This is a genomic window from Williamsia maris, from assembly GCF_024171815.1.
GTDB classification, from domain to species: Bacteria; Actinomycetota; Actinomycetes; order Mycobacteriales; family Mycobacteriaceae; genus Williamsia_A; species Williamsia_A maris.
Genome location: NZ_JAMTCJ010000002.1, coordinates 697,349 through 709,558, shown reverse-complemented (window position 1 = coordinate 709,558; position 12,210 = coordinate 697,349). Strand labels below are relative to the sequence as shown.

The 12,210-nt window shown below is 69.5% G+C and carries 15 protein-coding genes; 8 read left to right on the top strand and 7 right to left on the bottom strand.

The window, feature by feature from the left end; all coding sequences use genetic code 11:
• Together LX13_RS10380 and LX13_RS10375 are read right to left on the bottom strand one after the other, a co-directional pair.
• Positions 1-393, bottom strand: coding sequence for a tautomerase family protein (locus tag LX13_RS10380; RefSeq protein WP_253661251.1), 393 nt, complete (start codon positions 391-393; stop codon positions 1-3).
• A gap of 66 nt (positions 394-459) precedes the next feature.
• Positions 460-966 carry a VOC family protein gene (locus LX13_RS10375; RefSeq protein WP_253661250.1) on the bottom strand — a complete coding sequence of 169 codons (507 nt, stop codon included), beginning with the start codon at positions 964-966 and terminating at the stop codon, positions 460-462.
• Between the two features lie 66 nt (positions 967-1,032).
• On the opposite strand from LX13_RS10375, the gene LX13_RS23440 reads away from it, so the two are divergent.
• The gene (locus tag LX13_RS23440) at positions 1,033-1,851 is read left to right on the top strand and encodes an AraC family transcriptional regulator (RefSeq protein WP_253661249.1); all 819 of its coding nucleotides are present in this window, start codon (positions 1,033-1,035) and stop codon (positions 1,849-1,851) included.
• 28 nt (positions 1,852-1,879) lie between these two features.
• Here LX13_RS23440 and LX13_RS10365 read toward each other — a convergent pair whose 3' ends face one another.
• The 3 genes from LX13_RS10365 to LX13_RS10355 are packed head-to-tail and all read right to left on the bottom strand — an operon-like array spanning position 1,880 to position 4,511.
• Positions 1,880-2,791, bottom strand: coding sequence for a hypothetical protein (locus LX13_RS10365; protein ID WP_308214728.1), 912 nt, complete (start codon positions 2,789-2,791; stop codon positions 1,880-1,882).
• An 18-nt stretch (positions 2,792-2,809) separates the two neighbouring features.
• Positions 2,810-4,063 carry a serine--tRNA ligase gene (serS, locus tag LX13_RS10360; protein WP_253661248.1) on the bottom strand — a complete coding sequence of 418 codons (1,254 nt, stop codon included), beginning with the start codon at positions 4,061-4,063 and terminating at the stop codon, positions 2,810-2,812.
• Positions 4,064-4,073: 10 nt separating this feature from the next.
• Positions 4,074-4,511 (bottom strand): ankyrin repeat domain-containing protein, encoded by a 438-nt coding sequence (locus LX13_RS10355; RefSeq protein WP_253661247.1) that lies wholly within the window; start codon positions 4,509-4,511, stop codon positions 4,074-4,076.
• 45 nt (positions 4,512-4,556) lie between these two features.
• Here LX13_RS10355 and LX13_RS10350 point away from each other — a divergent pair, with 45 nt between their 5' ends.
• Together LX13_RS10350 and LX13_RS10345 are read left to right on the top strand one after the other, a co-directional pair.
• Positions 4,557-5,660 carry a septum formation family protein gene (locus LX13_RS10350; RefSeq protein WP_253661246.1) on the top strand — a complete coding sequence of 368 codons (1,104 nt, stop codon included), beginning with the start codon at positions 4,557-4,559 and terminating at the stop codon, positions 5,658-5,660.
• A gap of 4 nt (positions 5,661-5,664) precedes the next feature.
• Complete coding sequence (locus LX13_RS10345) at positions 5,665-6,015, top strand: metallopeptidase family protein (RefSeq protein ID WP_253661245.1); 351 nt, start codon at positions 5,665-5,667, stop codon at positions 6,013-6,015.
• A 12-nt stretch (positions 6,016-6,027) separates the two neighbouring features.
• Here LX13_RS10345 and LX13_RS10340 read toward each other — a convergent pair whose 3' ends face one another.
• Together LX13_RS10340 and pheA are read right to left on the bottom strand one after the other, a co-directional pair.
• Complete coding sequence (locus tag LX13_RS10340) at positions 6,028-6,684, bottom strand: histidine phosphatase family protein (protein ID WP_253661244.1); 657 nt, start codon at positions 6,682-6,684, stop codon at positions 6,028-6,030.
• Positions 6,684-7,607 (bottom strand): prephenate dehydratase, encoded by a 924-nt coding sequence (gene pheA, locus LX13_RS10335; protein ID WP_253661243.1) that lies wholly within the window; start codon positions 7,605-7,607, stop codon positions 6,684-6,686. Before pheA ends, LX13_RS10340 begins: the two co-directional genes overlap by 1 nt.
• A 121-nt stretch (positions 7,608-7,728) precedes the next feature.
• Between pheA and LX13_RS10330 the strand changes: the two genes are divergently transcribed.
• The 5 genes from LX13_RS10330 (at position 7,729) to LX13_RS10310 (ending at position 12,188) form a co-directional block, all read left to right on the top strand.
• Positions 7,729-8,499, top strand: coding sequence for a DUF2470 domain-containing protein (locus LX13_RS10330; RefSeq protein ID WP_253661242.1), 771 nt, complete (start codon positions 7,729-7,731; stop codon positions 8,497-8,499).
• A 40-nt stretch (positions 8,500-8,539) separates the two neighbouring features.
• Positions 8,540-9,355, top strand: coding sequence for a CPBP family intramembrane glutamic endopeptidase (locus LX13_RS10325; RefSeq protein ID WP_253661241.1), 816 nt, complete (start codon positions 8,540-8,542; stop codon positions 9,353-9,355).
• Positions 9,356-9,422: 67 nt separating this feature from the next.
• Positions 9,423-10,139, top strand: coding sequence for a cutinase family protein (locus tag LX13_RS10320; RefSeq protein ID WP_253661240.1), 717 nt, complete (start codon positions 9,423-9,425; stop codon positions 10,137-10,139).
• 39 nt (positions 10,140-10,178) lie between these two features.
• Positions 10,179-11,486: an LCP family glycopolymer transferase gene (locus LX13_RS10315; protein WP_253661239.1), complete on the top strand. Its 1,308-nt coding sequence runs from the start codon at positions 10,179-10,181 to the stop codon at positions 11,484-11,486.
• A gap of 141 nt (positions 11,487-11,627) precedes the next feature.
• Positions 11,628-12,188, top strand: coding sequence for a ferritin (locus LX13_RS10310; protein ID WP_253661238.1), 561 nt, complete (start codon positions 11,628-11,630; stop codon positions 12,186-12,188).
• The last annotated feature ends 22 nt before the right edge of the window (positions 12,189-12,210 follow it).

The window sequence follows — 12,210 nt, the reverse complement described above, 5'->3', positions numbered from 1 at the left end:
CTACAGATCGCCGGTGAGGAACTGCGCGACGCCGTTGCCGAACGACCAGTCGGCCTGCGTGTTCTCGACAACCGAGACGATGAGATCAGCGCCTGCCACACCGCATTCATCGCGGAGCCGTTCGGCGAGCGCGCGGTAGGTCGCCTGCTTCTGGTCGGAGGTGCGTCCCTGCTGGACGATCTGGATCAGGACGATGTCGTCGGTGCGTTCGAGCCCGAGTCCGGTGTCCTCGGCGATGATGTGGCCCGGCTTGTGCTCGCTGATCAGCTGGTACCGATCGCGCGGCGGTGCGGCGAAGTGCTCACGCAGCACTTCCTGCACGACGTCGGCGATGCGCCGCACGGCGGCCGCGTCGCGGCGATCCTCGATCAGATGGATGTGGACGAGTGGCACGGCGGATCGTCTCCTCGGTTGGGGTCAACCAAGGGCAACTGTGGCCGCGCGGCCGACATTCCACCGCTACCCCGAGGCCGACTGACTCGCCGCCCATTCGGCGACGCGCCTCTCACTCTCCTCCGGAGAGATGTCCTCGACCCGGGTCATCACCGACCACCGGACGCCGAACGGATCGAGGATGGATGCGAAGCGGTCGCCGGAGACGAAGGTGGTCGCCTCCTCGCGGATCGTCGCCCCGGCCGCCATCGCACGTTCGACGAGGGAATCGGTGTCGGTCACGTAGATCGCGAGCGAGTAGACCACCGGCGCACCGGCCTCGGGCGCGACCAATCCGTAGTCGGCCATCGGCTCACCCAGCGTCAGGCGGCCCAGCGGGAATCCGAGCTCGGCATGGGCCACCACCCCACCCATCTCGGTCGCCGAGTCCACCTCGGCCCCGAACACCTCTGAGTAGAATTCGATCGCCGCACGCGCCGGCGTCACGACGATGTGTGGCGTCAGTGAGCTCGACCCGTTCGGGCGACCCTCGACGGTGTGGTGTCCGGTTGCGGCAGCGGTGTTCTCGGTCATGTACCCATCCTCGGCCGCTCGACGGGCGTGGTCTTGAACATTTCCGACAGACGCGGAGGTGACGATGTGACCGACGGCCCTGAACTCGGTGTCGCGAACCGCGGGCACATCAACGCCGGCTCACCGGCCACCGTGTTCGATCGATACCCCATCGGGCTGCCCGATCTCGTACGCCAGGTGTGGACGGTGCGCTACTCCGTCCCGGACGAGCCGCTGCATCAGCGGGTCCTGGGCTACCCGGCGGTCAACGTGGTGTTCGAGCCCACCGTTGCCGCCCTCTACGGGCCGCAGCAGCGGGTCGGCGTACGCACGCTCACCGGTGACGGCTGGGCCGTGGGACTCCTGTTCCGGCCGGCCGCGACCCCGCTGCTCACCGACACCCACGCCGTCGAGTTGATCGGCGCCGAGGAACCGATCTCGATCCCGGATCATCGCCGGATCGCCGCAGAGGTGTCCCGGATCATGGACCGCCCGCGCGATGCCGCTGTCGACCGAGACGAGATCACCGAGATCATGCGGTCGTGGCTGGCGCCGGTGGCCGAGCGGGTCACCGATGCGGGCCACCTCGCCAACCACGCATCTCAGATCGCCGAGATGCGCGACGACATCCTCACCACCTCGGCCCTGGCCGACGAGGTCCACGCGTCGACCCGCACCGTCGAACGCGTGGTCCGCGAGCACACCGGTTTCGGACCGAAGTGGCTGATCGAGTGCCGCCGGATGCAGCGCGCAGCGACCACCCTGTTCGCCCACCCCGACACGGCCCTGGCCGGACTCGCCGCCGATCTCGGCTTCGCCGACCACGCGCACTTCTCCCGGCGCTACCGGTCGATTCTCGGCGAGACCCCCGACGAGACCCGTCGCGCCGGTCGCGCACGGGGTTGACCCGCTCAGCGCCGAGTTCTGCCGCCGATCAGGCCGGGGAGGTCTCGACTGCCTCGGCCTGCGCGGTGGCCTCGACCGCGCCCGACCATGCCACGGTGACCGCACCGACGACCGCCGCGATGAAGCCGACGACCGCCAGCCAGGCGAGTCCCTGCACCGTCTCGTCGCCGAGGAAGATCACGCCGATCACGCCGGGGACGACGGTCTCGCCGACGACGAGCGCCGCGGTCGCACCGTTGACCGACCCCAACTGCAGCGCGACGGTGTGCAGGTAGAAGCCCGCGCCTCCCGAGAGCGCCAGCGCGTACAGCGCGGGGTCGCTCAGCAGCGAGGACACACTGAACGGATCGAGGCCGTCGAGCACACGCACCGAGATGGCGACCGCACCGAACAACGCACCGGCGGCGAGACCGGCCGCGATCGCGGCGCGTGACCCGAGCAGGCGCACCAACGCGACCGACACCACGACCAGCGCGACCGTGGCCGCGAGCAGCACCCAGTGGAACAGCATCGATTCCGTCTCGCGCGGGTTCTCCTTGGCCGACAACCCGAGTGCGCACAGCGCGGCGAGGACGACGCCGATCGCGACCCAGTCGCGCGTGTGCAGCCGGATGCCGAGGACGAAGATGCCCAGGATCGCGGTGATGACGAGGTTCGCGCTGATGATGGTCTGCGAGAGGAACAGCGGAGCGAGACGTGCCGACACCGCGCCGCCGACGAACCCGAGGACGTCGAGCGCGGTGCCGATGATGAAGTACAGGGTCAGCATCGCCAGCACAGTCGAACGCAGTGTGGGAGCGCCGGTCTCGGTGGCCAGCCCGGTCTCACCCCGGGCCAACGCGGCGTCGTGCGAACTGCGCGCACCGTGCGCCTGGAGCACCGACGAGACGCCATAGGCGATCGAGGCGAAGAGAGCGGCGAGAACTCCGGCGATCAGCATCGGACCATCATGGCGCGATCACGGCCGTAGGACGTCGGTTCCGACCAACCCCGCCAACGCCTCGGGCAGCACGACACTGCCGTCAGGCTGCTGGTGGTTCTCCAGGATCGCCACGATCCACCGCGTGGTGGCCAGCGTCCCGTTGAGGGTCGCCGCGGTCTGCGGCTTGCCCGCCTCGTCGCGGTACCGGACGGAGAGTCGCCGCGCCTGGTAGGTGGTGCAGTTCGACGTCGACGTCAGCTCGCGATAGGTGTTCTGCGTGGGAACCCATGCCTCGCAGTCGAATTTGCGCGCCGCCGACGATCCGAGGTCGCCGCCTGCGGTGTCGATGACGCGGTAGGGGACGTCGATCGCGGCGAGCATCTCCTTCTGCCACCCCAGCAGCTTCTGGTGCTCGGCCTCGGCGTCGGAGGGCTTGCAGTAGACGAAGCCCTCGACCTTGTCGAACTGGTGCACGCGGATGATCCCGCGGGTGTCCTTGCCGTAGCTGCCCGCCTCGCGCCGGAAGCAACTCGACCATCCCGCATAGCGTTTCGGCCCCGACGACAGGTCGAGGATCTCGTTCATGTGGTAGCCGGCCATCGGCACCTCGGACGTGCCGACGAGGTAGAGGTCGTCATCCGGGAGGTGATAGATCTCCGAGGAGTGCGCGCCGAGGAACCCGGTGCCCTCCATGACCTCCGGGCGCACCAGCACCGGCGGGATCATCATGGTGAACCCGTTGGCGGTGGCGAGCCGGGCCGCGAGTTGGAGCAACGCCAACTGCAGCAGGGCGCCGTTGCCGGTGAGGAAGTAGAAGCGTGATCCGGAGACCTTGGCGCCGCGCTCCATGTCGATCAGGCCCAGCGACTCACCGATCTCGAGGTGGTCTTTCGGGTCGGCGATCTCGGTGGGCTCACCGACGTGTTCGAGGACCACGTAGTCGTCCTCGCCACCGGCCGGCGCCTCGTCGGCGACGACGTTGCCGATCGCGCGGTGCGCCGCGGTCATCGCGGCCTGCGCGTCAGCTTCGGTGGACGACGCGGCCTTGACCCGGTCGGCGAGCTCCTTGCCCTGGGCGAGCAGCGCGGGGCGGTCGTCGGCGGACGCCTTGCCGACCTGCTTGCCGAGCGTCTTCTGCTCGGACCGCAGGGCATCCGCCTCGGCGATCGCGGCACGACGAGACGTGTCGGCGTCGAGCAGAGTGTCGACGAGTCCGGGGTCCTCTCCGCGCTTGCGCTGAGAGGTGCGTACGAGGTCCGGGTCGTCCCGCAGAATCTTGAGGTCGATCACGCTGAGAACCCTACTGCGGCCGCTCAGGCTCCATCCGGGGCGGCCAGAGGCTCGCGTAGTCCTCGCGACCGAACATGACGGCCGCGTCGCGCGCGGTGGGCGTCCCCGCGTCCGGACTCGCCCCCGCGGAGACCAGCGCCCGGACCACATCGTCGTGCGACTTGAACACCGCGCCGGCCAACGGCGTCTGGTTCTTGTCGTTGGGTCGGTCGACGTCGGCGCCGAGACCCAACAGCGCGACGACCGCCTCGCCGTGGCCGTGATAGGCCGCCAGCATCAACAGGGTGTCGCCGGTCTGGTTGGTCAGGTTCACCGGCACTCCGGCCTGCAGATACGTCACCAACGAGGCGGTGTCGCCGGAGCGGGCCATGTCGAACAGGCGGCCTGCGAGCTCGGCGAGCTCCGGGTCGTCGGCGGCGTCGGGACGGTTGGCGTCGTCGAAGCTCATGACTCCACTATGACGCCCGAGAGCGAACAGGCATCATGGACGTCGATGTCCACACCCCCCGACCCCACAGACGCCGGACCCGCGCATCGCTTCGGATGGCTCCGGGCCCATCCCCTGCGCACGGTCCTCGCGGCCATCGTCCTGGGGGCGATCGTCTGCGGCGGCATCGTGTTGCTCACCAATTCCGACTCCGACACCGGCGCCGTCGCGAAGACCGACATCGGCGCCGACGACCGGGGTCCGGCGAAGAACGCGTTCAACCAGTCCGTGGCCGGCGACTGTCTCACCTGGCCGGCGGGCAACCCGGGCAGGCCCAGCAAGATCGGCTGCGGCGGTGAGCACCTGTTCGAGGTGGCGGGCGCGATCGACACCAGCGTGTACCCCGGCAGCCAGTTCGGAGAGAAGGCCCCCTGGCCCGGTACCCAGCAGTTCGTCACCCTGCGCGACCAGAACTGCCCGGCGCAGGTCCGCTCGTATCTGAACGGCCGGTTCGACCCGAACGGCCGGTTCTCGGTCGGGATGATGTACCCCTCGCAGGCCCAGTGGGACGACGGCGAGCGCACCCTGCGCTGCGGCGTGCAGTACACGAACTCCGCCGGTGAGCTGATGCCGTTCCTCGGCCGCGTCGCCGACCAGGATCAGGCGCTGCAGTGGGCGCCCGGCACCTGCATCGGGATCAACCAGCAGACGCGCCAGCCCACCGACCCGGTCGACTGTGCCGAGCAGCACGCGTTCCAGGTCACCGGCCTGGTGAACCTGGGCACCCGGTTCGGCGCCGCGGGCTCCGGTCGCGCCTGGCCCACCGTCGCCCAGCAGAACGCCTACCTGACCTCGACGTGCCCGGGCATCACGAACACCTTCCTGGGCGGGCGCGCGGCCTTCACCAAGACCACCCTCAACGTCCAGTGGTCGACCGTCAGTCAGGTCAGCTGGCTCACCGGTACGCGCACCGCCGTCTGCTACGTCGGCCTCCCCGACGAGAAGGGCTTCGCGACGCTCGTCGGCGACGCCAAGGGCGGTCTGCTCATCAACGGCAAGGTCCCGGTGCCGCCGCCCGCCGAGCCGCCGGGCCGTCTCAACCCGACCCCGGTCCCGAACGCGCCCGGCCTGCAACCGAATCCCACCGAGCTCCCCGCCCCGGTCGGCTGAGTCGATGCCGGTCTCGATGACCGAGCGCGAGTTCGAGGAGCTCGTGTCGGACGCGCTGGACACCATCCCCACCGAACTCGCCGAGGCGATGAACAACGTCGTCGTGCTCGTCGACGGCCATCATCCCGAGGAGCCCGACCTGCTCGGCCTGTACGAGGGTGTCGCGCTCACCGACCGCGACACCATGTACGCCGGGGCCCTCCCCGACACGATCACCATCTACCGCGACCCGCTGCTGCAGATGTGTTCCGACCGCGACCAGGTGATCGACGAGGTGGCGATCACCGTGGTCCACGAGATCGCGCACCACTTCGGCATCGACGACGCCTGGCTGCACGCGCACGGCTGGGGCTGAGGGCCGAGTCGCTCAGCCCATCGGGTCGCTGGTGCCGGTTCCCTCGGTGGGGCGGGTGGGGACGTCGCCACCCCAGTGCACGCAGTCCCACGACCCGCTGGTGTGGCTGAGCTCGATCGAGCCGGTGTTGGGCAGCGCGTGTTCCAGCGCGTAGTCCTCGTCGACGTTCGCGAGGTGCGCGGCCACCAACCGGATCGCCGCACCGTGGCTCACCACGTAGATGTCCGGGGCCTCCGGATCGGTGAGGTGCGTGGCGCGGAGCCGCTCGATCACCGGCAGATAGCGGTCGAAGAGCGTCTCGAGGGTGTCGCTGTTACCGATCGACACGTCGGTCTTCCCGGCGTACCACTGCTTGATCAGGTCGGCGAAACCGTCGACCGACGGCTTGTCGTTGCGGTCCTCGAGATCGCCGACCTGCACCTCGTGGATGCCCTCGATCGGCTGTGCCTCGACACCCCAGACCGAGCCGATCAGGTCGGCGGTCTCGCGGGCCCGCCGGGCGTACGAGCAGAACAGGGCGGCGGGCGCGGCGTGCGGACGCTCCAGCGCGAACCGCACTGCCTGGCGCGCACCGAAATCGGTGAGCCCGGCGCCCGGCAGTCGGGTGTCCAGGCGCGCCATGACGTTCGAGGTGGTCTGGCCGTGCCGGACCAGGTGCAGGGACCCCATCAGCTCCGCCCGTCCCGCAACGACTCGACCCAGGCCTGCGACGCACTGTGATCGGGGGGAGCCGCACCGTTGCCGCGGGCGGCGGGCCAGGATCCGAGAAAGGTCACGGCTCGAGCGTAGGCATGCAGCGCGGCCAGCGCCTCCGCCATCGCCGGGTCGGCGATGTGGCCGGCCGCGTCGAGGTAGAAGTAGTAGCCCCGCTCGCTGCGCCGCGGGCGCGATTCGATGCGGGTCAGATCGATTCCGCGACCGGCGAATTCGCTCATCGCCCGCATCAACGACCCCGGCTCGTTCGCCAGGTCGAGGACGACCGACGTCCGGTCGTCACCGGAGCGCGGCGGCACCGGCGCGGGCCGACCGAGGAGCACGAAACGGGTTGTCGCATCAGCGGAGTCGGCGACACCGTCGGCCACGACGGTCAGTCCGTGCATCCCGGCGGCCAGGGCGGTGGTCAGCGCGGCGTCGGCCCGCCCCTCGGCGACATCGGCCGCGGCCGCGGCGTTCGACGCCGCCGGGACGATGCGTGCCGACGGGTAGAGCCGTTCGAGGCTTTCGCGGGTCTGTCCCGCGGCGACCGGGTAGGCCGCGATGGTGGTGACGTCTCCGGTGTCGGCGCGGGTCGCGACGGTGAACGCGATGTCGAGAACGGTCTCGGCGAAGATCTGCACCCGGGCGCCCGCAACGAGCGCGTCCATGGTCGCCGGGACGGCGCCCTCCACCGAACTCTCCATCGGCACACATCCGAAATCGACGGCGCCGGTTCGTACCAACTCGATCACCGCGGGCGGGCTGGTCGCCGACCGTCGCGTGGCGTCGGCACCGATCTCGGGGTATCCGATGGCGGGGACGGCCTGGTCGAGCAGTCGGTCCAACGCCATCTCGGTGAACGTCCCGGACGGACCGAAGTAGGCGATGGCGGACACCTCGTCAGACTAATGCACCGTTTGCCAGGCCCCGGATTTCAGTTTAGGTTAGGGTTACCTTAATCGACCTGATCCTCCCGATCGCCCCACACCCGACGAGGCCCGGACCCAAAGGACCCCCATGTACGAAACCGTCACCGCCCGCCCGACCGATGCCGAGTCGATCCGCACGGCGTGTATGCGGGTCACCGCGGCGATGGTCGCGATCGAGGGCGCCGAACCGTCACCGGTGACCATGGTCCACCTGTTCGACGGCCAGGCGTTCCTGCTCATCGGCTCCGACACCGCCGCCATGGCCGCGGCCGCCGACACCAACGAGGGCATAGCCGCGATGATCGAGGTGACCGACTGCGCGCCGATCGAACTCCGCGAACGGGTCCGGTCGCTCATCTGGCTCAACGGCACCCTGCACAAGGTCCCGGCTGACCTCGAGCGCGACCTCGCCATGGAGATCGCCATGGACCACCCGTCCGACGAACTGCTCGACCTGGGCCACGGGTCGTCGATGCTGCGGGTCCAGCTCAGCGGCGCGGTCATCGCCACCGCGGCCGGAGCCGCGTCGGTCAGCGCCGAGGAACTCACCCGTGCCGTCCCCGACCCCTTCTGGGAGAACGAGGCCGACTGGATCTCGCACCTCGACTCCGAGCACTCCGAACTGGTCGTGCAGATGTCGCGTCGACTGCCGCCGGCGATGCGCACCGGTCGCGTCCGCCCGCTGGGCATCGACCGTTTCGGGATCCGCTTCCGCGTCGAGGCCGACTGCGGCGAGGGCGACCGCGACTCCGACGTCCGGCTGTCCTTCGACCGCCCGGTGACCGATGTGGTCGAGCTGTCCAAGGCGTTGCGCGCCCTGGCCGGCTGCCCGTTCCTCAACAGCCTGCCCGCCGAGTAGCTCCCCGCCGCTCGCAGCCGCCTTCACTACGCTGGCCGGGGTGTCGACCTCCGGTATCCGAGCGCTGCTCTCCCCCACGCGCCCGTCCGACATCGCCGTGGTCACCGACCGCGGGCGCCGCCGGGCCATCGGCGTCGAGATCGTCATCGTCCTCGTCCTGACGTTCGGCATGTCCGGGATCTACGCGATCCTGTCGCTGATCGAGGACGAATTGCGCTCCGGCGGTATCGGCAACCAGACCATCGCGCTGAACCAGTCCACGTCGGCGGTCGACCTGATCGACCTCGTCCGGCAGATCCTCGCCGCAACCAGGCTCTTCGCCATCGCCGCGCTCGCGGTGTACCTGCTGTACCGCAGCGGCGTCGCGCTGTCGCGGGCCGGGGTGGACCGGGCCATCACCCGCCGCGACGTCGCATGGGGTGCGGCATTGGCTGCCGGGATCGGACTGCCCGGCCTGGCGCTCTACATCATCGCGCGCGAACTGAACATCAACGCCCAGGTACTGCCCAGCGACCTCACCGAGACGTGGTGGCGACTACCGATCCTGGTGCTGTCGGCGATCGGCAACGCGGCCGCCGAGGAACTGCTCGTCGTCGCCTACCTGATCACGCGGCTGCGCCAGCTGGGGTGGTCGGAGAACCGATCGCTGCTGGCGTCGGCGCTGCTGCGCGGGAGCTATCACCTCTACCAGGGCTTCGGCGGCGGCCTGGGCAACGTGGTCATGGGACTGGTCTACGGGCGCTTCTACCAGGTCACGGCGCGCGCATGGCCGCTGGTGATCGCCCACGGGCTGATCGACAGTGTCGCCTTCGTGGGGTTCGCGCTCCTGCGAGATCGCCTGGGCTTCCTGACCTGACCGCGCCCCGTGCACCGAAAGCGACCGAGGGGTGTCCCACGGCCACCGCGGCCCTTACGATACGAGCATGCTCAAACGATTGCTGGTCACGGTTCTGTGTGGCTTCATGGCCTCAACCGGCCTCGCCCTGGCCACCACCACCTCGCAGGCCTCGGCCGCCCCCGCGTGTTCCGACGTCGCCGCGGTGTTCGCACGCGGCACCGCCGAGCCCGCCGCACCGCTCGGCATCACCGGCGTCTCCTTCGTCGAGGCGTTGCGCTCGCAACTGCCCGGCAGGTCGCTGTCGGTGACCGGCGTGAACTACCCGGCCAGCGCGAACTTCAACAACCGGGTCGCCTTCGGCGCGACCGTCATCAACGGTGTGCGCGCCACCCAGGACAAGATCACATCCATCGCCCGCACCTGCCCGCGCACCCGCATCGTCGTCGGCGGGTACTCGCAGGGCGCCGTCGTCGCGCAGTACGCGGTGAGCCCCGGCATCACCCTGCCCGCCTCCTACGGTCGCTTCGCGCGGGACGTCCCGCCGCCGCTGCCCGCCGCGGTCGCCCGCAACGTCGCCGCCGTCGTGCTCTTCGCCACCCCGTCGGCACGCTTCCTCCGCGACGCCGGCGCCCCGGTCGTCCAGGTGTCGCCGCAGTACCAGGCCAAGACCATCCGCTACTGCATCGCCGGTGACAACATCTGCAACGGTGCCCGTCTCGCCGGTCCCAGCGCGCTGCACGTCCTGTACTCGGTGAACGGCGACACGCTCAACGCGGCGCGCAAGGTCGTCGGGCGCCTCTAGTTCCCGTCTCTTCCCGGGACGCTCCGTACAGTCGTGGCTGTGAACGAGCAGGACGGGCCCTTCATCCGGCGTCCCGGTGGGTCCGGCCCCGCCCCCGGCAATCCACGCGGCCCCGAGCGGCGTCGCGTGGTGCCGGGGCAGCCGTACGACCCGCCGCGGGCGTGGTCACAGTCCCCGGACGACCGCGGCGGACGGTCCGGACCGCCCCCGGCCGGCCGCTATGCACCGCGGCAGGAGCCGGAGCCCTTCCGTCCCGACCGCGGGCCCGTACCTCCGCCCCCGGGTCGCGATCGGCGTCCGGGCGACCCGGGCGGGTTCCGACGCCCACCTCCCCCTCCGCCGCGCCGCCCGGCCGATCAGCCCGGCCCGCCGTCGCGGCGACCGCGTCGACGCCGTCGCATCCCGATCGTCCGCAGCCTGCTGGTGCTGCTCCTGGTCGTCGTCGTCGGCATCGCCGGGCTGACCTTCTACTACGACTCGAAGCTCAACCGGGTCGATGCGCTGAGCAGCTATCCCGGCCGCGTCCGGGACACCCCGGGCACCAATTGGCTTCTGGTGGGCTCGGATTCGCGTGCCGGGCTGTCCGACGAGCAGAAGCAACAGCTCGCCACCGGTGACAGCGACGGCTCGCGCACCGACACGATCATGCTCATCCACATCCCCAGCAGCGGCAAGGCGTTGATCGTCTCCATCCCCCGCGATCTCTACGTCACCATCCCCGGGCAGGGGCCGCACAAGATCAACGCGGCGTTCAGCTTCGGCGGCCCCAAGCTGCTGGTGCAGACCATCGAGACGTTCACCAAGGTGCACATCGACCACTACGCCGAGATCGGGTTCGGCGGGTTCGACACGCTCGTCGACGCGGTGGGCGGCGTCAACATCTGCCTCGACCAGCCGCTGCGCGACCCCAAGGCCGGTCTGCGTCTGCGGGCGGGCTGCCAGGACCTCAACGGGCAACAGGCCCTCGGCCTGGTGCGCACCCGCGCCTTCCCCAACGCCGATCTCGAGCGCGTCGTCAACCAGCGGAAGTTCCTCAGCGCGCTGATGTCGAAGGCGTCCGGGGCGTCGACGGTGCTCAACCCGTTCCGGCTGTTCCCGTTCGTGGGCGGCACCGTCTCGGCGATCACCGTCGACAACGGCGACCACATCTGGAACCTCGGGCTGCTCGCATGGGCGCTGCGGAGTGATCCGCTGACCACCACGACCCCGAACGGCGGGTCGGAGAGCACGGACGACGGGGACGCGCTCGCGGTCGACGACGACACCTCCGCGTTCTTCGACTACATCGCCAAAGATGTGACGGTGCCCGCACAACTCCTCCAGAACGCCGGCGGGGCCATCAGCTGATGGTCGCCGATATCGTTGCGGCGCAACGGTTCCGATGAATCGGACGGTTGATTAGGATTGCCTGTGCGAACCAGGCAAGTTCATCCTTACTAAGGTTCAACTTGGGTGACAAGACATTTCGGGCGTCCTACTGTCGTCCACATGTCCGTCACCACACGCTCAGCAGCGAGCACCATGACCCGTTTCCACCAGCTCCTCCAGGACCAGATCGCGCACGAGTTCGCGGCGTCCCAGCAGTACATCGCCCTCGCGTCGTTCTACGCGAACGAGGATCTCCCGCAGTTGGCGAAGCATTTCTACGCCCAGTCGGTCGAAGAGCGCAATCACGCGATGATGATCATCCAGTACTTCCTCGACCGCGACATCGCCGTGGCGGTGCCCGGCATCGCCGAGCCGCAGAGCCACTTCAGCGAGTTCCGCGAGCCAATCAAGCTGGCCCTGCACCAGGAGCAGACGGTCACCGACCAGATCATCGCGCTGGCCCGCACCGCCCGCGACGAGGGTGACTATCTCGGCGAGCAGTTCATGCAGTGGTTCCTCAAGGAGCAGGTCGAGGAGGTCGCCGTGATGACGACCCTCGAGACCGTCGCCGAGCGCTGCAACGGCAACACCTTCGACCTGGAGAACTTCGTCCAGCGCGAGCTCAGCGTGACCGCGGAGGCCGACGCGACCGCGCCGTCCATCGCCGGCGGAAGCATGTAACAGACCAACTCTGCAGCCCCGA

Excerpts from the sequence above, each read along its gene's own strand:
- LX13_RS10365 (WP_308214728.1), bottom strand. The coding sequence starts at position 2,791 with ATGCTGATCGCCGGAGTTCTCGCCGCTCTCTTCGCCTCGATCGCCTAT.
- LX13_RS10355 (WP_253661247.1), bottom strand. The coding sequence starts at position 4,511 with ATGAGCTTCGACGACGCCAACCGTCCCGACGCCGCCGACGACCCGGAG.
- LX13_RS10375 (WP_253661250.1), bottom strand. The coding sequence starts at position 966 with ATGACCGAGAACACCGCTGCCGCAACCGGACACCACACCGTCGAGGGT.
- LX13_RS10330 (WP_253661242.1), top strand. The coding sequence starts at position 7,729 with ATGTACGAAACCGTCACCGCCCGCCCGACCGATGCCGAGTCGATCCGC.
- LX13_RS10340 (WP_253661244.1), bottom strand. The coding sequence starts at position 6,684 with ATGGGGTCCCTGCACCTGGTCCGGCACGGCCAGACCACCTCGAACGTC.
- LX13_RS10320 (WP_253661240.1), top strand. The coding sequence starts at position 9,423 with ATGCTCAAACGATTGCTGGTCACGGTTCTGTGTGGCTTCATGGCCTCA.
- LX13_RS10310 (WP_253661238.1), top strand. The coding sequence starts at position 11,628 with ATGTCCGTCACCACACGCTCAGCAGCGAGCACCATGACCCGTTTCCAC.
- LX13_RS10350 (WP_253661246.1), top strand. The coding sequence starts at position 4,557 with ATGTCCACACCCCCCGACCCCACAGACGCCGGACCCGCGCATCGCTTC.
- LX13_RS10345 (WP_253661245.1), top strand. The coding sequence starts at position 5,665 with ATGCCGGTCTCGATGACCGAGCGCGAGTTCGAGGAGCTCGTGTCGGAC.